This window comes from Paenarthrobacter sp. TAF1 (genome assembly GCF_052113825.1).
GTDB classification, from domain to species: Bacteria; Actinomycetota; Actinomycetes; order Actinomycetales; family Micrococcaceae; genus Arthrobacter; species Arthrobacter nicotinovorans.
The window spans coordinates 33255-50605 of record NZ_JBFRDO010000018.1; the positions used below are offsets into that span (position 1 = coordinate 33255).

Sequence of the window (17351 nt, forward strand, 5' to 3'; positions counted from 1 at the left end):
ACCGTGGTTTCAATAACTGAAGATCTTGGTTTGACCCTGGCTGGGGAGCGGCAAGCAGGGGCTGCGTGAAGACGCAGACCCGTCGTAGCAATTGGCGTACCACTCCAGGAGTTCTCATGCCCGGTCCTTCAGTAACCCCACCTCAGCGGGCCCTCAAGGGGCTGCTCTTCACTTTGGTGCTGGCAATGGTGGCAGCGTTGCTGCCCCTGACCGCCCCCGCGGCTGTGGCGGCAGGCCCCTGCGACCCCATAGTGAACGCTGTGGCGTGTGAGAATTCCAAACCGGGCAGCCCGCCCTCGGAATGGGACATTGACGGGGCCGGGGATGACACAATCCAGGGTTTCTCCACCGAGATCAGCGTCAACGCCGGACAACCCATCCGCTTCAAGATCGACACGAAGGCCCCCAGCTACACCATCGCGATCTACCGCACGGGCTGGTATGGAGGCAACGGTGCACGGAAGATTGCCGACGTCACTCCATCGGTCCTGCGCCAGACGCAGCCCGCATGCAGGAACGATCTGACGACCGAACTCTATGACTGCGGTACCTGGGCTGTTTCGGCCACCTGGCAGGTACCTGCGACCGCGGTCTCAGGGGTCTATATCGCCCTTCTCACTCGACCGGATACGGGCGGCCAGAGCCACATCACCTTCATCGTCAGGAACGACGGAAACCGTTCATCGATCGTTTTCCAAACAGCGGACCAGACCTGGCAGGCCTACAACACGTATGGCGGCGCCGACTTCTACCAGGGGGCCGTCAACGGGCGCGCCTACAAAGTGAGCTACAACCGCCCCGTGAACACCCGGGGCGGCATCGGAGGCCGGGACTTCTACTTCGCCAACGAATATCCGATGGTGCGGTTCCTGGAACAAAACGGCTATGACGTCAGCTACGTCAGCGGCCTTGACGTTGACCGCAATGGTGCGGAGCTGCTGAACCACAAGGTATTTCTTTCCGTCGGCCACGACGAATACTGGTCCGGCCCCCAAAGGGCCAATGTTACTGCGGCCCGCGACGCGGGCGTCAACCTCCAGTTCCTTTCGGGCAATGAAATGTACTGGCGTACGCGGTTCGAGCCCTCCTCCGTGGACGGCGCCGCGGGCCGCACCTTGACCTGCTACAAGGAGACGTGGAGCAACGGAAAGATCGACCCCACCAGCCAATGGACCGGAACATGGCGGGATCCGCGCTACGCATCCCAGGCCAATGGCGGTGGTCTGCCCGAAAACGGATTGACGGGCACGCTGTATATGTCCAACTACACCGACCTTCCAGTGACGGTGTCAGCCGCTGAAGGAAAGTCGCGGTTGTGGCGCAATACCTCACTGGCTTCCCTGCCCGCAGGTGCCACTGCTGCCTTGGCGCCGCACACAGTGGGCTATGAATCCGACGAGGACCTCGATAACGGTTTCCGGCCGTCAGGTCTGATCCAGCTGTCCACAACAGTCGGCAGCGTCAGCGAGTACCTCCAGGATTACGGAAATACGGTCAAGCCCGGCACAACCACGCATCACATCACCCTGTACCGGGCGGCCAGCGGGGCTCTTGTCTTCTCGGCCGGCAGCGTCCAGTGGACCTGGGGCCTGGATCAGGAGCACGACGGCGACGGCGCCGCTGCCGATATGCGCATGCGGCAGGCTCAAGTGAACTTGTTTGCGGACATGGGCGTTCAGCCGGCAACCCGCGCGGCCGGGCTTGTTGCTGCGAGCGCGAGCTCGGATCTGACCGGCCCCACGGCGACCATCACCGCTCCAGCCAACGGCGCAACCATCGCGCACGGAAGCAGCGTGACGGTCACCGGAACTGCCACGGACACCGGCGGTGTTGTGGCCGGCGTCGAGGTTTCCACCGACGGCGGTACTACCTGGCACCCGGCCCAGGGCAAGGCTTCCTGGACCTACACCTACATCCAGAAGGGCCTGGACACCGCCGCGATCCAGGTTCGGGCCGTGGATGACAGCGCCAACATCGGAGCCGTGGCTACGAGGAACCTTGGCCTCACCGGACCCTACAGCGTCTTTGGCCAAACTGTCCCTGCCATCACCGACTCCGGAGACGGCGGAGCCTACGAAATGGGCCTGCGGTTCACGCCCTCAGTGAATGGCTTCGTGACGGGGGTCCGGTTCTACAAGAGCTCGGCCAATACCGGAACCCACACGGGTTCGTTGTGGAGCTCCACCGGCACCCGCCTGGCTACCGCCACTTTTGCCAATGAAACCGCCTCGGGCTGGCAGAGCGTGCTGTTCAGCCAGCCGGTAGCCGTTTCCGCGGGCCAAAAGTACACGGTCTCGTACTGGGCACCCAGGGGGCACTATGCCACCAAGGACTACCAGTGGGCGAGCTTTGGATTCAATGATCCGCCGTTGAAGGTCACCGGTGGTTTCGGGGCGGAGCCTGCGGGCGTGTACAACACCTCGCAAGGCTTCCCGACCACCAGTTTCAACGGTGGCAACTACTTCGTTGATGCAGTTTTCAGCACCGTGGATACTTCGCCGCTGACGGTGTCCGGGCAGTCCCCCATTCCGTCATCGTCCAGCGTCCCCGTGACCACCAAGGTCAGCGCCTCCTTCTCCAAGCCAGTGACCCCAGCCAGCGTCCAGCTGGTCCTGAAGTCTTCTGCCGGAACGGTAACGGGCACTACGAGCTATGACGCGACCACGCGCAAGGCAACGTTCACTCCGGCATCCCAGCTGGCCTTCAGCACCGTGTACACGGCAACGTTGTCAGGCACTGACAGCACGGGAGGCCAGGTCACCTCGGGCGGCACGTGGACCTTCACCACCGCTGCCACGGCGTCCGTGCCGGGATCGTGCCCGTGCAGCCTCTATGACGACTCCGTTACTCCCGGCATCGCGGAAATCCAGGACGGAGTCCCGCTGACCTTGGGAGTACGGTTCACCAGTGTCTCCGCCGGTCAGGTGACCGGGGTCCGCTTCTACAAGTCAGCCGGCAACACCGGCACCCATACAGGCGCGCTCTACACAGCGGGCGGGCAGCAGCTGGCAACGGTCACCTTTGCCAATGAGAGCAGTTCCGGGTGGCAGACGGCCATGTTCAGCCAGCCGGTCCAAATGGCTGCCAATACCGAGTACATAGCTAGCTACAAGTCAACCACGGGCGCATATTCGGCAACCGCCAACGGCTTTGGGGCCGGACTGAGCGTTGGACCGTTGCGGACTGTGTCGGACGCCGGGGCCTACAGCTACAGCGGGGACTTCCCTGCTTCGAGGTCCTCCACCAGTTACCTGGTGGACGTAGTGGTGGTGGTCTCGGCGCCTCCGTTCACCGTTGGTGGCCACTCCCCCATTCCGAACGCCTCGAGCGTTCCGCTCAACACAACGGTCAGCGCGGCTCTTTCGGAAGCAGCCGTGTCCTCAAGCGTCACTCTGTCACTCAAGACGGCCGCAGGTGCCGCCGTTGCCGGGACCACTGTCTATGACAGCAACACCCGCAAGGTGACCTTCACGCCCTCGGCACCTTTGGCGGCGGCTACTTCCTACACGGCCACGGTGACTGCTACGGCCGTTTCCGGACAACCAATGTCATCCGGTGGGACGTGGCAGTTCACCACAGTACAGGCCGCGGGCACACCCGGTTCGTGCCCGTGCACCCTGTACGAGGACACGGTGACGCCAACGACCCTCGAAGTAGATGATGGCGTGCCCTTGACCTTGGGTGTCCGCTTCACCAGCGACACTGCGGGCCAGGTGACCGGTGTGCGTTTCTACAAGTCAGCCGGCAACACCGGGACCCACACCGGATACCTCTACACGGTGGGCGGCCAGGTCCTGGCGACCGTGACGTTCACGAACGAATCCAGTACCGGCTGGCAGACTGCTACGTTCAGCCAGCCCGTGAACATCCAGGCGGACACCGAGTATGTAGCTGCCTACAAGACGCCCACAGGCAAGTACTCCTACACCTCCGGTGGCTTCGGTGAAGGCTTCACGAGCGGACCGCTGAAGACCCAGCCGGATTCGGGGGCGTACTCCTACACCAGTGACTTCCCGAGTACGGCGTCCACGGCCAGCTACCTGGTGGACCTGGTCTTCACCGTAGCCGCACCTCCCCTGTCCATCAGTGCCCAGGTGCCCGCTCCAGGAGCCACCGCCATTCCCACGGACGTGAAACCATCCATCACGTTCTCCACCGCCATCAATCCGGGCGCCACGTTCACTTTGACCGCGAACGGATCCTCTGTCGCAGGAACGGCAGCACTGTCAGCTGACGCCCGCACCATCACGTTCACGCCGGCGGCCGCCCTTCCCGCCAACACCCAGATATCCGCCAACGTCTCGGGCGTGGCCACCCCGCAGGGGCAATCCCTGCCCCCGACCACCTGGCAGTTCACCACGGCGGCGGCAGCCGTCCAGCAATCGACGATCTTCGGTTCGTTGCTTCCCCAGGTTGCAGCCAACTCCGACCCGCTTTCGGTGGAGCTCGGAACTGCCTTTACGGTGTCCCAGGCGGGGAACGTCACAGGGATCCGCTTCTACAAGGGAACCGGGAACACAGGCACCCATGTTGGCTCGCTGTGGAACGCCGCAGGCACCAGGCTGGCACAGGTGACCTTCACCAACGAAACAGCCACCGGCTGGCAAACCGCCACCTTGGCAACCCCGGTTGCCTTGTCTACCGGACAGACCTACGTGGTCTCCTACCGGGCGCCAAACGGCCGCTACTCCTCAACGCAGGGATTCTTTAACCAGACATGGACGAGCGGAGTGTTCACGGCCTCGGGCCCCAACAACGGACGCTACCGGTACGGCTCAGGCGGCGTGATGCCCACCAGTTCCTGGAACGCCACGAACTACTTCGTGGATGTGGTGTACTCCACCGCAGCTCCAGCCCAGCAGCAGGCGGCGCCGTCACCATCACCTACTGCCACGCCGACAGCAACCCCAACAGCAACGGCAACAGCGACCCCGTCACCGAGTCCATCACCCAGCCCGACCCAGACTGGACTCGTCTGCGGCTTGCTCAGGATCTGCTGAAGCAACAACGTCAGCGAACGACGCTGGGCGACCAACCATGGGCAATGAACATGCTTGGTTGGGCGCCCGGTTCCGTTTCCAGCTTCCAGATGTTGCTGTCCCCGTCCGTTGTCTCGTCCGGCAAGCCGTAGAGAAGGCTCCGGTCATCGAGCCACTCGATCTGGTCATCCACACTGCGCTTTTCGGAAAGGACGGTCTCGCGTCCGCTGGCGAGATCAAGAACCGCGACGTTCCAGTGCGCTGCCAGCGCACCGCCGTCGTTCTTCTTGTACGCGATCCGGGTCCCGTCCGGGGAAATCGAAGGACACTCCACGTTGTCATGGACAGCCGTCAAAGTCCTTGCTGACAGGCTCCCCCGCACCAGCCAGATGCGTCCGGAGGCGGCCGCAGTGGCATAGAAAACATCAGCCTGCTCCGGTGCGAAGGTCACCCCCCAGATGTTGCGGTCGGTAGCCTGCAACCGTTCGCCGTTGACCAGCAGGGCGAAGTCCTCGAGGTTGCCGGTGGAACCGCCTGGGAGGCTGATTTCGGTGGCGGTGGAAAATCCTGCTGTCGCATAGGAGTGGCCGGTGACGAACACCGTAGTGGCGATATTGGAGCCGTCGGGTCTGATCCGGGTCCGGCTGGGGATCCCGGGAAGCGGCCAGGCCCGTTGCTGCTCCCAGTTACGGTTGAACACCTCGGCTTCAAAAGAGGTCACCAGCCCTCGGTTGGTGCGCAAACACACCACCTGCTCCGGCGAGCCGTAGACCCGGTCGCATTCCTGGCCGCTCACGGCCCGGCTACCGCCGGGATCCGACAACGGAACAGTTGCGGCGTTCCCGTACCCCTGCCCTGACGCGGTGTTCCGGAACAGCACGAACGGAGCACCGGGGAGCTGTCCGCCGGCTGAGGTCCCCACGGACGAGGCCGCCGTCCGGCTTTCTTCAAAGCGTTGGTAGGCCCCCACCGCGTAGACGCCCGCTGCGACCAGGACCAGTACAGTGACCATCAGGAGGACACCCCACCGCACCTTCCCCGCGGCAGCTCCCCCGAAGGCGCGTTCCCTCATGCTCCGTCGCTCACGTCGGCCGGGACATCGCGCTTGGCACCTCGGAGGATGAAAACCACAGCCACAACGGCACAGGCCAAAAGCGCCCCTGCCAAGAGCATCGCGGTGGAAGCACCAACGGCGTACCACAACACACCGAATCCGGCCGAGGCCAGCATGCGGGTCAGAGCCACCACAGTCTGCGCGGAGGCGATTCCCGTGGCGAGTTTTCCCGACGGCGTCAGCTGGCTGGCCAGCGCGGCCAGGACGCCGTCAGTGCCTGCGTAAAAGGCACCCAGCAGGACCAAACAGCCCAGCGTCGCCCAAAGCCCGCCAAAAGGCGCGGCGGCCAACAAATACGTAGCAAGCAGCGCAACGTGCCCGGCGACGAACACCGGGATCTTCCCCACGCGGTCTGCCAGCCGTCCCAGCGGAATGGCCAAAGCAAGAAACACCACGTTGGTGCCAACAAAAAGCAGGGGAAACCACTGGACCGCGAAGGAATCCCTGTCCTGCAGGACCAGGTAGATGAAGCCGTCGCCAATCGTGACCAGGCCCAAGAGCCCTGCCGCGATCAGCAGCTTGCCCAAACCCGGTTCCTTCAAATGGCTCCACGAAAAGGCGAAAAGCCTGCGGTCCTTACGTTCGCTGGCCCCTCTCAAGGCCTTGGCCTGGACATCGGGCACCACCAGGGCAAGGACGGCGACACCGATCACCGCGAAGGCCAGGGACACCACGAACACAGTGCTGAACCCGTTGGGAATCATCAACAGCACAAAGAAGGCGATCAACGGACCCGCTGCCGCGCCGATGTTGTCCAGCATCCGGTGCACGCCGAACGATCTCGCCAGATGCTGCGGCTGCGCCGAGACTGAAATCAGCGCATCACGCGGAGCCGTCCTGATGCCCTTGCCGATGCGGTCGGCTGTGACGATTGCCGCGATCGCCCAAAAACTCCCGGCGACAAGGAATCCGATCCTGGCAAGCATGGACAAGCCATAGCCCGCCACAGCTATCCGCTTAGGGTGGCCGGTGCGGTCGGCAGCCCAGCCGGCTGCGATCCTGACGATGGCACTGGCACCCTGGTTGATGCCGTCAATGACGCCGAAGGCGATGGTGGATAAACCCAGGAAACCTGTCACGTACAGGGGCAGGATGGCCGACACCGACTCCGAGGAAACATCGGTGACCATACTGACAATGCCCAGCCAAAGGATGACCGGAGACAAGCGGAACGGCACCTCGCTGGATAGTGCCGTCCCCATGCCCTGCGGTTTATCCCGCTTACCGCCGCTGCGGTCCGAAAGGGAAATATACATGGGTGCCCTAATCTGCCGCCGTGTGCAGGCTGCCCAGAAGCTGGAAGCGCGAGCTGCCTGTCCCTGTGGTTGATACCGAAACGGTCACCGTATCCGCGCCCCTCACGAACCGTGCAGCCATGGCACCGTCAGCGGCTGGAGCGTCTTCGGACCAGAATCCATGCGATACCAAGGAATCTCGGAAGGAACCCAGCACCTCTGCCTGGGGCTTGTCGATGATGCCATCAGCTGCGACCTGGAGCGTGTTGCCCGAGGTCGACACGGAGGTTGAACCGATGGTCGAGCCCGCTGGCAAGGTGAGGATCCCTGCGGGCCAGCCGTCCACCATTTCACCGGCTGCGGTACCAGGCTCCGGCAAGGCTCCGGTGATCAGTGGAGCGGGAGCAGTTGGCGCGGGCAGCCCTGTCGGTGTTGCCGTCACAGGGGGAAGGACTTCCAGTGGCTGGCCGGCGGACGGTGACGAACCGCCGTCGCCACCGTTTTCAGTACCTCCGCTTGCTGAAGCATCCGACGGCGAACTGCCGGAGCCGGGTGCCTCGGCGCCTTGCGACGTGGTTCCCGCCGAAGCTGTTGACCCGGGGGCAGTCGAGCCCGGGCTTGGGGACGACGAGGACGTCGTCTGCGCCGAAGGGGCCGGCTTCACCGCCAGTTGGTCAAAGAGTATTGCGACGGCGGCGATCAGCACGGCAAGGCATATGCCTGCGATGACCAGCCGCCGCGCCATCATGGCATGACCGGAAGAACAGCCCCGCCCGGCCGCGGATTTACGGCGTGGGACTCAGGGGCGGCGGGTAGAAGTGACGCCACCTGCGACGAGGTGGCGTTCGGCCGTGCGATGGCGATGTACCGCACCAAGCGTTTCATGGGGACAGTCTGCCATTCACGCCACGATTCCGGAACAGTTTTGGCGCTACCAGCGCCCATTCCGTGGGCGGGGCTGGCAAACCGGGCAGGTGTAGGAGGAACGGTTCATGAATTGTTCCCGTTTGATGACACTCTGAAGCCCCTTCCCGGCACAACGCAGGCAGTATTCACCGGCCCGCCCGTAGGCGTTGAGGGAGCGCGCGAAGTAGCCGGAATCGCCGTTGACGTTAACGTAGAGGGAGTCGAAGCTGGTCCCGCCGGCGGCCAAGGCGGCGTCCATGACATCCTTAACGGCCGAGATGAGCCGCTCGGCATCTGCCCGTCGCAAGGTATCGGTGGGCCGTGCGTAGTGGAGCTGCGCCTTCCACAGGGCCTCGTCGGCGTAGATGTTGCCGATACCGGAGATAACTCCCTGGTCCAGCAGGGCACGCTTCAGGCCCGTCTTCCGCTTCTTGACGTTCCGGTAGAACGCGTCGAATGAGAACCACGGATCCAACGGATCCCTTGCTATGTGCGAGGCTTCCTCGGCGATCTCCGGCAGCGGCGTCTCGCCCAGGCCACCGGGCCCGGAGTCCGGGGTGGGCACAAGGGAGGTCACGAAGAGTCCGCCGAAGATCCTCTGGTCCACGAACCTGAGTTGTTCCGGCATGCCCTCCACCGGGCTCAGCGAGATCCTGACCTTAAGGTGTTTTTCGTCCGGCACGTCCGGATCCTGCATGAGAAGTTGTCCGCTCATTCCCAGATGGGCCATAAGCGCGACCTTGGGCAGGGTCGCGACCTCGGGAAGGGTCCCATCACCGGTGGCGGACACACCGTCCATGGAGAGAGGCATCCACAGGAACTTTCCCCGCCGCACGACGTCAAGCACCGTGGCGTGTTCCAGATTCCCCACGAAGTCTTCGGTCCCAAGGGCGTGGCGCCTGATCGAGCGTGGGTCCAGCACCTCGACGGCTGTGATGGTCCGGCCCCTGACCCATCGGGCAAGGCCACGGCGCACCACTTCTACTTCGGGAAGCTCAGGCATGGATCAAGCGGACGCCGGACCAGTCGGGGTCGTGTCCAGGGCAGTCAGGGCACGCCAGGCATCGGCGGCCGCTTCCTGCTCTGCTTCCTTCTTGGAGTGCCCGGAACCGCGTCCGTAGGGTGTTCCGCCAATGTTCAGTACGGCTTCGAAAGTCCGCGCGTGATCCGGCCCGGAGCCTTCCACCGCATAGTGGATGGCGCCCAATTGCCGGCTGGCGGTGAGCTCCTGGATGCTGGTCTTCCAGTCCGTGCCGGCGCCCAGGGCACCTGCGTCCTTCAGGAGGGGTCCCACGAGCCGCATGACCAGCTGGCGTGCGGTTTCGATGTCGTTTGACAGATAAGTGGCACCGATCAGCGCCTCCATGGTGTCAGCCAGAATGGAGGCTTTGTTCTTGCCGTCAGTAAGCTTTTCGCCTTGGCCGAGGTAGATGAACTCGCCGACGCCGATCTCACGGCCGATTCCGGCCAGGGCGCGCGTACTGACGACGGCGGAGCGGCGCTTGGCAAGCTCGCCTTCAGGCAGCGTGGGGTTCTCACGGTAAAGGGAATCGGTCACGGAGAAACCCAGGATGGAGTCGCCGAGGAACTCAAGGCGCTCGTTGGTGGGGATCCCGCCGTTCTCATACGCGTATGAGCGATGTGTGAGAGCAAGACGAAGCGTCTCGGTGTCAATGGAGACACCGAGACGCTTCAGAAGCTCTTCAGTTGAAGACATCCTTAGTCAGCCTCTACGGCAGATTAGGCGTCTGCGACCTTGCGGCCCTTGTATTCAAGGAACAGCGCGGTGCCGGCAGAGTCAGTAACGACCTTTGCCTGGTGCGGCAGGCTGTAGGTAACCTGACCGTTTTCGATGGTCTTGACCAAGTTGGGGGCAGTTGCCTTCCACTGGGCACGGCGGGCGCGTGTATTTGCGCGAGACATTTTCCGCTTGGGAACAGCCACGGCTATCTCATTTCTCTCTTAGACGAACACTTACTAATCGGTTTGCCGGTCAGTCTTAGCCAGATCAGCTAGGGCAGCCCAGCGAGGGTCAATGACCTCGTGGTGGTGCCCCGGCTCGTCTTCCAGGCGCGCTCCACATTCGGAGCACAGACCCTGGCAGTCTTCCCGGCACACCGGCTGGAACGGCAGCATAGTGACAACTGCGTCCCGCAACACCGGCTCAAGATCGATCAGATCGTACTCGACTCGACGTTGCTCTTCATCGTCTTCTTCGGCCGAAAGCTCAGCACCTTCGTAGAAGAAAAGTTCTTGCACATTGACCTCAAGGTCATACGCAAGGGGATCCAGGCATCGCCCACACTCGCCGGTTACTTCGACGATCGCGGATCCGGATACCAGAATTCCTTCGTGTACGGCCTCAAGACGAAGATCCAGCTCGATATCCGAGCCTTCCTTTACGCCAATGAGCGCCACACCAAGGTCACTTGGCGCAGGTACATGCTCGTTGAGTGTCCGCATGGTCCCTGGACTGCGTCCAAGGTCCTTGACTACCAGCGCCAAGGGCGAACTTGCATCTCGCTTAATGAGAACTCCTGTAGAACATATGACCGACGTACCATCTTAGCCTGATCACGCTTGAGGACTCAAACCGGCACCGGGCGCGCACAGAAGCACGCTGGTTTAAGCTTGGGGAACTCTGCGTGAGGGCGCAGGTACCCGACAAGCCTACCCCTTGCGGGGCGCTTCAGTGGGCGGCTCGCCTGCAAGGAGCCGCTTCAACACAGATTTGGGGACGTAATCAGAGATGTCCCCGCCCAGGACATTGACTTCCTTGATCAGGGTGGAGGACAGGTGGACGTAGTGCGCTTCGGCGGGCAGGAAGACGGTTTCGACGCCGGTCAACTGGCGGTTCATCGTGGCCATCGGCAACTCGTAGTCGAAGTCCGAGGACGAGCGCAGGCCTTTGACGATCGCCGAAACGCCCCTGTGGCGGCAATACTCGGCCAGCAGGCCTTCACCCATGGGCTCCACGATGATTCCGCGCAGGGAAGCCAACGTTTCGCGTGCCATCTCCATCCGGTCTTCGAGGCTGAACCGGTATTTTTTGGCGTAATTGGTGGACACGGCAACGATGACTTCATCGAACAGGCCGGCGGCCCGGGCAATGACTTCGAGATGTCCATTGTGGATGGGGTCAAAGGATCCAGGGCATACCGCGCGTCTCATGAGACGAACCTACCCCATGGCTTCGCCGGGATACCATGGCTGCCATGGCATCAGCAGGCAGCAGCGCTCCCCTTATTGGAACTTCAGCCGACGCTCCGGCACCTTGGAAACGGGCCGCTATGGGAGCCAACCTGCTCTCACCTGCCGGGGACCTGGGAGTCACCATCTTCGAAGAAATGACCACACTGGCTGTGTCCACCGGAGCCATCAACCTCGGTCAGGGCTTTCCCGATGAGGACGGCCCCGTAGAGATCAAGGACGCAGCGCAGGCCGCCATTGCGGCAGGAGCGAACCAGTATGCGCCAGGCAAGGGGGTTGCCGCATTGCGGGAGGCCGTCTCGGCCCACCAGCAACGGTTTTACGGCCTGGACCCGGATCCCGACAATGAAGTCCTTGTCACGACGGGAGCAACCGAGGCCATCGCAGCGGCGCTGCTCGCCTTCGTCCAACCCGGCGACGAGGTCCTGACCTTCGAGCCTTTCTACGACTCGTACGGTGCCATCATCGGGATGTCCGGCGCCAAGCATGTCACCGCTCCCCTGCTGGCCCCTGATTTCCTGCCGGACCTCGAAACGTTGGAAGAAGCCTTCAGCAACAGAACCAAAATTGTCCTCCTGAACAACCCGCACAACCCCACGGGTGCCGTATTTCCGCAGAGCGTCCTCGCCAGGATCGTGGAATTGGCCGTCAAATACGACGCCGTCATCCTCAGCGACGAAGTGTATGAGCATCTCACCTTCGGAGTGCCGCACATCCCGGTCACCACCTTGCCCGGCGCCGCCGAACGAACCATCACCATTTCCTCCGCCGGCAAGACGTTCTCCTTCACCGGATGGAAAATCGGCTGGCTCACCGGACCGGCACACCTGGTGGCAGCTGTACGCACCGTGAAGCAATTCCTGACCTACAGCTCCGGCACGCCATTCCAGGGCGCCATCGCGGTCGGCCTGGGCCTTCCCGACGCTTTTTACCGGGGCATTGCCGACACCCTCCGGCAAAAGCGCGACATCCTCGCCGAAGGCCTCCGCGCCGCAGGCTTCGGCGTTTTCAACCCCAGCGGCACGTATTTCATCAACGTCGATACCGCGCCGCTGGGCATCAGGGATTCCGTTGATCTCGCCAGGCGCCTGCCCGGACTCGTCGGAGTGGCTGCCATCCCTGTTCCGGTCTTCTGTCATCCGGAAGGCGCCGAACGCACCCGCAGCCTGCTGCGTTTTGCCTTCTGCAAGAAGATCGACGTCCTGGAAGAAGCTGCCGGGCGCTTGGCTACGCTCAAGGAACGCCTGTGAATTCCCGGGATTCCGGCCATGCCGCCCGCTTCCTCCGCACCAGCGGCCAGCACGCCACGATCGATAAAGACCCCCTCGTGGAGGGCAGCTTCATCCTGAGCATCGGCGGAGCCGAACAGTCACACGTGAACCTGGCGGCGCCCGGTGAGATCTTCTATGAATACCTCCGCAGAATCGGGCACGTGGTGGACCTGGCCGCAGAACCTGGCCGCCCCATCCGGGCCCTTCATCTGGGCGCCGGAGCACTTACACTGGCCCGCTACATCCAGGCCACCCGACCGGGCTCCGAACAGTACGCCGTTGAACTGGAACGTGAACTCCTGGACTTTGTCCTCCAGAAACTGCCGATGCCCGACGGTACAAGGCTGACCTCCCATATCGGCGACGCGCGCGACGCGTTGGCGCAGCTTCCCGCCGAGGCGGGGTTCGACGTCGTCATCCTTGACATCTTTTCCGGGCCCGAGGCCCCTTCCCATATCGCCTGCCGGGAGTTCTATGAAGAGGCAGCAGCCCGGCTGGCTCCCGATGGCGTCCTCATCGTCAATGTGGGCGACGAGCCGGCGCTCACGCTTGTCCGCAGCCAGGTCTCAGCGCTGCGCAAGGCCATGCCGGATGTTGCTGCGTTCGCGGAGGCCGGCATGTTTGAAGGCCGCTATCCGGGCAACATAATTTTGGTCGGCACACGTACGCCATGGCCCGCGGAATGGACAGCTGAACTATTGGCGCGCGGCCCCCACCCGGCTGCCGTCCTGACGGGCGTGGACCTGGACCGGATCACCGGCTAAACGGCACCAGTGCTCACGCCGGTTCAGCGAACCACAGCTTGGTCTCCCCGTACTTTTTGTCGGCGAAACACTCCAAGGCATCCGGCCACGACGGTTCGGGGCTGCGGGAACTGCGCTCCACCACCACAACGGCGGCATCGTCCAGGTGCAGTGCCAGCTTTTCGAGCACCGCAGCCAGCGCCGGTTCGTCCAGGGGGTAGGGCGGGTCAAGGAAGACCAGGTCCCACACCGAAGCATCGCCTGCACGCTCCAGGAACGATTCCACCTTGGAACGGTGGACGGAAACCTTCTTGGACCCCAGGGTCTGGTTGACCAGGTCCGCGTTCCGTTGGCAGACGTCGCTTGCCTTGGCATCGAACTCCACCAGGTCCACGCTGTGCGCGCCCCGGCTGGCGCTCTCGACGCCCAGCGAACCCGAGCCCGCGTAGAGATCCAGGACCCGCGCGCCGTCGATCACCGCCAACGATTCCAGACGCGAAAACAGGGCTTCCTTGACGCGGTCCGTCGTGGGTCTGGTGGCATTGCCGGGGACGCTTGCCAGAGGGTTTCCGCCGGCCACTCCGGCGATGATGCGGCTCACAGGCATACTCCTTGCGGGCCTTTGCCGGGGCTTCTAACCGCGTTCAAGGAACGCCTCCTTCTCAGGGTTCAGGTACTGATCTATCGCGGCGGCAAGCGCCGGCTGGTCCGCCAACGCGGGATCGTCCGCCACCAGGGATTGGGCGTCGGCCCTTGCACGGGCAATGATGTCCTCGTGCTCAAGGACCCGGAGCAGCTTCAAAGTGGAGCGTCCGCCGGACTGTGACGCCCCCAGGATGTCGCCTTCACGGCGCAGCTTGAGGTCCTCCTGCGACAATTCAAAACCGTCGGTAGTGGACGCAACCGCCTCCAGACGGCGCCGGCTCGGATGCCCGGGCTCCAGGGTGGTCACCAGCAGGCACGTGCCCGGAAGCCCGCCGCGCCCCACACGTCCCCGCAATTGGTGGAGCTGGGAAATGCCGAAACGGTCAGCATCAAGGATCACCATCAACGTGGCGTTGTGGACATCCACGCCCACTTCGATGACAGTGGTGGAAACCAGGACCTTGGTCTCATTGGACGCAAAAGACGCCATGGTTTCAGACTTCATTTGCGGATCCTGCCGTCCGTGCAGGGGTGCCACTGGAACACCAGCCAGGGACGGCTCCTGCAGGAGGCCCTCGACGACGGCAGTCACCGACGCGAGCTCCCTCGCCCCGCCCTCGTCCTGGAGTTCCGCTTCGCTCGGTTCCGATTCGCCGGGACTGAAGTCGCCGTCGTCGTCCGATCCGATCTTGGGGCACACCACATAGACCTGGTGTCCCGCGTCGACTTCCTCGCGCGACCGCTTCCAGATGCGGTCAGCCCAACCCGGGTTTTCCGAGAGCCCCACCACGTGCGTGGAGATAGGGGCGCGTCCGGCGGGAAGCTCGTCGAGGATGGAGGTCTCAAGGTCACCGAACACAGTCATGGCGACGGTACGCGGAATGGGAGTTGCCGTCATCACCAGCAAGTGGGGAGGACGTTGTGCTTTTGCCCGGAGGGCATCGCGCTGCTCCACCCCGAAGCGGTGCTGCTCATCGACCACAATCAGGCCGAGATCCTGGAACCTCGTCTTGTCACTCAGCAGGGCATGCGTGCCGATGACGATCCCGGCATTTCCGGACGCCGCATCAAGCATTGCCTGCTTTCGTGCCGCGGTGGGCATGGAACCGGTCAGCAAGGTTACCTGAACGGCTTGCTGCCCGGAGTCTCCGCCGAGCATGCCTGCCCCGCCAAAGATTTGGTCGCGGGCAAGTGGGCCCAGGGTCCGGCGGATTGAATCGAAATGCTGGGCGGCAAGGACCTCAGTGGGTGCGAGGAGCGCGGCCTGGCCTCCGGCATCCACGACTTGGAGCATGGCGCGCAGGGCAACGATTGTTTTGCCGGAACCCACTTCGCCTTGCAGGAGCCGGTTCATGGGCGTATCCCGGCCCAGCTCCTCGGCCAGGGTCTTTCCGACGGCGGACTGGCCGGCGGTCAGCGTGAACGGGAGGTTCCGGTCGAAGGTGCTGAGGAGGCCCCCGGGCAGCGGTCGCCTGGCTGTGGCTTCCTCGGCCGCAAGCTGGGCGCGCCTCCTCGCCAAGGCAGTCTGCAGGACCAAAGCTTCCTGGTATCGGAATCGTTCCTGCGCCCGTTGCCAGTCCTTGGGGGTCTCCGGCGAGTGGATCAGCCGATACGCCTCGGCGACGCTCAGCAAACCGTCCCTCCCGGCAAGATGCGCCGGGATCGGGTCCTCCAGCCCGTCAAGGTCCATGGTCTGCAGGAGCGCAGTGATCACTTTATGAATTGACCAACTGGTCAGTTTGGCTGTCGCCGGGTACACCGGAATAGGCATGGCGGCCAGCTTCGCAGGGTCCACGGAGCCTTCGGCTTCAGGGTCCTCGTCGAGCAACAGGAAGTCGGGGTTGGTCAGGCCAAGAGCCCCACCGTAGCGTGTTACCTTCCCCGAAAACATGGCCCGGCGACCGGCCAGCAGCTCCGCCTTGGCGCGGAACCCGTTGAAGAAACTCACCTTCAGGGTCCCCGCGACACCGCTTCCGCCGGCCTCATCGGTGACGACGACATCTGTGATGGAACCACGGCGGGCGCGCATCTGGCGGGTGCTGTTGGACAGGACGCGGGCGATGAGGGTGACTTCCTCGTCCAACGGCAGGTTGCTGATGGGCGTCAGCTCTCCGCGGCTCAGGTAACGCCGCGGGAAGTAGTTCAGCAGGGCACCGGTTGATTTGAGGCCCAGGTGTTTATCGATAACTGCCGCGGACCGCTTACCGATCCTGCGTTCGAGGGGCAGTTCCAGTTCAGTAATCATGCCGTGGCTGGTCTGAATCATGCCGGGGCAGGGCAAGCTGGCTGACGGCGATATCGCTCGGTTCCCCGAGCGAACGGATCAGTTCCACGGCCGGAGCGGGATCCGGAACGTGGACGTGGACACGCCAACGGTAACTGGCCTCCATCGGCGATTCCTCGTCATCGTCGTCGTCGTTCCGGGCACCCCCGACCTGGCTCATGATGACAGAGTCGCCCATCTCATCCAGCCTTTGCCGCAGGATGGCAGCGTTGAGCGGGGAAAGGCTGATGGTGCACATGACCTCCACGCCGTCATCAGCCGGCATGTGCTCATGGATGTGTGGATCCTGCAGCTTGTAGCCGTGCAGGTTGTCCAGCATTTCGTCCTGCAGTTCCTCGCCGAGCACTGCGGAACGAAGACAGTCCAATACCAGGAGCATGCCCACGCCGCCGGCGTCGACCACGTGCGCTTCCTGCAACTGGGCGAGCTCATCCTCGGTGCGAAGAACGGCTTGGTAGGCAGCTTCCACCACGGCATCGAGCGACAACCCAAGCGCATGGTTGCTGTCGTCGCCGTCCTGCTCTGCGTCGACCCGCTGTGCGGCATGGGCGGCGGCTTCCAGGACTGAAAGCATGGTTCCGGCCACGGGCTCGCTGAGCGCGGACCAGGCACGTATCTGGGCCCTGTTCAGTGCAGTAGCCAGGAGCGGGGCACTAAGGCGTGTTTTGCCTGCCAAAGGTTCAGCGGCCGCGCACAGGAAGACCGCGAACAACGTTCCCGAATTCCCCCGCGCTTGCTCCATGGCTGCCTGGCCGGCCTTTGACAGAACCGCGCCAACATCGTGGCCTGATTCTGACGCCGCAACGGTAGGTTCATCCAAGGCAGAAACGGCAGCACGGACCGTCAGATACAGGTTTGTGCCCGTGTCGCCGTCGGCGACGGGAAAGATGTTGATCGCATTAAGGCGGTCGCTGTGGTTTCCGAGGACCACCTCCGCCTTGCCGAGCCAACGTTTCATGGCGTG

Annotated in this window: 15 protein-coding genes; 3 read left to right on the forward strand and 12 right to left on the reverse strand. The window is 63.3% G+C overall.

Translation table 11 applies throughout. From position 1 onward, the window contains the following. Positions 1-116: 116 nt before the first annotated feature. Positions 117-5000, forward strand: coding sequence for a DUF4082 domain-containing protein (locus tag AB4Y81_RS18340; protein WP_441996415.1), 4884 nt, complete (start codon positions 117-119; stop codon positions 4998-5000). A gap of 10 nt (positions 5001-5010) precedes the next feature. Here AB4Y81_RS18340 and AB4Y81_RS18345 read toward each other — a convergent pair whose 3' ends face one another. The 9 genes from AB4Y81_RS18345 to coaD form a co-directional block, all read right to left on the reverse strand. Then, positions 5011-6051 carry a TolB family protein gene (locus AB4Y81_RS18345; RefSeq protein ID WP_441996417.1) on the reverse strand — a complete coding sequence of 347 codons (1041 nt, stop codon included), beginning with the start codon at positions 6049-6051 and terminating at the stop codon, positions 5011-5013. Beyond that, positions 6048-7295, reverse strand: a complete 1248-nt coding sequence (locus tag AB4Y81_RS18350; RefSeq protein ID WP_441996419.1) for an MFS transporter — start codon at positions 7293-7295, stop codon at positions 6048-6050. Before AB4Y81_RS18350 ends, AB4Y81_RS18345 begins: the two co-directional genes overlap by 4 nt. A gap of 61 nt (positions 7296-7356) precedes the next feature. Then, on the reverse strand, positions 7357-8076 hold the full coding sequence (locus tag AB4Y81_RS18355) for a hypothetical protein (RefSeq protein WP_189076812.1): 720 nt from the start codon (positions 8074-8076) through the stop codon (positions 7357-7359). Continuing rightward, the gene (locus AB4Y81_RS18360; protein WP_155845886.1) at positions 8073-8213 is read right to left on the reverse strand and encodes a hypothetical protein; all 141 of its coding nucleotides are present in this window, start codon (positions 8211-8213) and stop codon (positions 8073-8075) included. Before AB4Y81_RS18360 ends, AB4Y81_RS18355 begins: the two co-directional genes overlap by 4 nt. A gap of 46 nt (positions 8214-8259) precedes the next feature. Then, complete coding sequence (gene mutM / locus AB4Y81_RS18365; RefSeq protein WP_018776225.1) at positions 8260-9237, reverse strand: bifunctional DNA-formamidopyrimidine glycosylase/DNA-(apurinic or apyrimidinic site) lyase; 978 nt, start codon at positions 9235-9237, stop codon at positions 8260-8262. Positions 9238-9240: 3 nt separating this feature from the next. Beyond that, a complete protein-coding gene (gene rnc / locus AB4Y81_RS18370) occupies positions 9241-9951 on the reverse strand; it encodes a ribonuclease III (RefSeq protein ID WP_018776226.1) in 711 nt (236 codons plus the stop codon). 23 nt (positions 9952-9974) lie between these two features. Further along, positions 9975-10178 (reverse strand): 50S ribosomal protein L32, encoded by a 204-nt coding sequence (rpmF, locus tag AB4Y81_RS18375; protein ID WP_011775139.1) that lies wholly within the window; start codon positions 10176-10178, stop codon positions 9975-9977. A 33-nt stretch (positions 10179-10211) separates the two neighbouring features. Then, complete coding sequence (locus AB4Y81_RS18380; protein ID WP_079582429.1) at positions 10212-10739, reverse strand: YceD family protein; 528 nt, start codon at positions 10737-10739, stop codon at positions 10212-10214. Between the two features lie 165 nt (positions 10740-10904). Beyond that, the gene (gene coaD, locus AB4Y81_RS18385) at positions 10905-11405 is read right to left on the reverse strand and encodes a pantetheine-phosphate adenylyltransferase (RefSeq protein ID WP_018776228.1); all 501 of its coding nucleotides are present in this window, start codon (positions 11403-11405) and stop codon (positions 10905-10907) included. A 35-nt stretch (positions 11406-11440) separates the two neighbouring features. Between coaD and AB4Y81_RS18390 the strand changes: the two genes are divergently transcribed. Both AB4Y81_RS18390 and AB4Y81_RS18395 read left to right on the forward strand, forming a co-directional pair. After that, entirely contained in the window at positions 11441-12694 is a 1254-nt protein-coding gene (locus tag AB4Y81_RS18390; protein ID WP_441996423.1) for an aminotransferase class I/II-fold pyridoxal phosphate-dependent enzyme, read from the forward strand. After that, complete coding sequence (locus AB4Y81_RS18395) at positions 12691-13479, forward strand: spermidine synthase (RefSeq protein ID WP_441996424.1); 789 nt, start codon at positions 12691-12693, stop codon at positions 13477-13479. Before AB4Y81_RS18390 ends, AB4Y81_RS18395 begins: the two co-directional genes overlap by 4 nt. 13 nt (positions 13480-13492) lie before the next feature. Here the strand turns inward: AB4Y81_RS18395 and rsmD are convergent, their stop codons facing one another. Genes rsmD through AB4Y81_RS18410 form a run of 3 tightly spaced genes read right to left on the reverse strand, consistent with a single transcriptional unit; the run spans position 13493 to position 17345 of the window. Then, positions 13493-14059: a 16S rRNA (guanine(966)-N(2))-methyltransferase RsmD gene (gene rsmD, locus AB4Y81_RS18400; RefSeq protein ID WP_018776231.1), complete on the reverse strand. Its 567-nt coding sequence runs from the start codon at positions 14057-14059 to the stop codon at positions 13493-13495. Positions 14060-14092: 33 nt separating this feature from the next. Continuing rightward, entirely contained in the window at positions 14093-16348 is a 2256-nt protein-coding gene (locus tag AB4Y81_RS18405; protein WP_441996439.1) for an ATP-dependent DNA helicase RecG, read from the reverse strand. Then, the gene (locus AB4Y81_RS18410; RefSeq protein WP_064723409.1) at positions 16338-17345 is read right to left on the reverse strand and encodes a DAK2 domain-containing protein; all 1008 of its coding nucleotides are present in this window, start codon (positions 17343-17345) and stop codon (positions 16338-16340) included. The genes AB4Y81_RS18405 and AB4Y81_RS18410 overlap by 11 nt, the downstream gene beginning before the upstream one ends. Positions 17346-17351 lie beyond the last annotated feature (6 nt).